Annotated in this window: 1 protein-coding gene; it reads right to left on the bottom strand. The window is 53.4% G+C overall.

What is annotated here, in order from left to right; genetic code table 11:
• Positions 1-349: ABC transporter permease subunit (locus tag AC1VNY_RS42660; protein WP_482409699.1), on the bottom strand; the 349-nt coding region annotated here is incomplete at its 3' end.
• Between the last annotated feature and the right edge of the window lie 102 nt (positions 350-451).

The raw sequence follows: 451 nt of genomic DNA, 5'->3' as shown, positions 1-451 counted from the left end.
GCTTGATGACCGTCTCCTCTTGAAGGAGCGGAATATTTGATTTTCCCATGATGCGCAAATTGATCGAATATAACGCGATCATCATTAAAATGCCTGACAAGAGCGGATTGATCTTCCCTTTTGTATGCAAAAGTCCTGTCACGACTCCGGCGGCAAATCCGGCCAATAGCGCCGCGGCCGAAGCGGCAAACGGATTCGCTCCGTTGACGATCATCACGGCGGCGACCGATGCGCCGGTGACAAAGCTGCCGTCAACCGTCAAATCGGGAAAGTCCAACACGCGAAACGACAAATAGACGCCAAGCGCCATCACAGCGTAAATCAAGCCGGCCTCCACCGAACTGAACATGGCCGTCCACACACCATTCACCCGCCTTTTGACGGCAATCCCCCTTCGTCGAAGGGGGAAGCCGCTCGTTTATTCAATGTATTCCGCGATCGAATCCCATTC

It is taken from the genome of Bradyrhizobium ferriligni (assembly GCF_056837965.1).
Note: the sequence above shows the minus strand (reverse complement) of the source record. Positions and strands in the feature narration are given on the sequence as shown.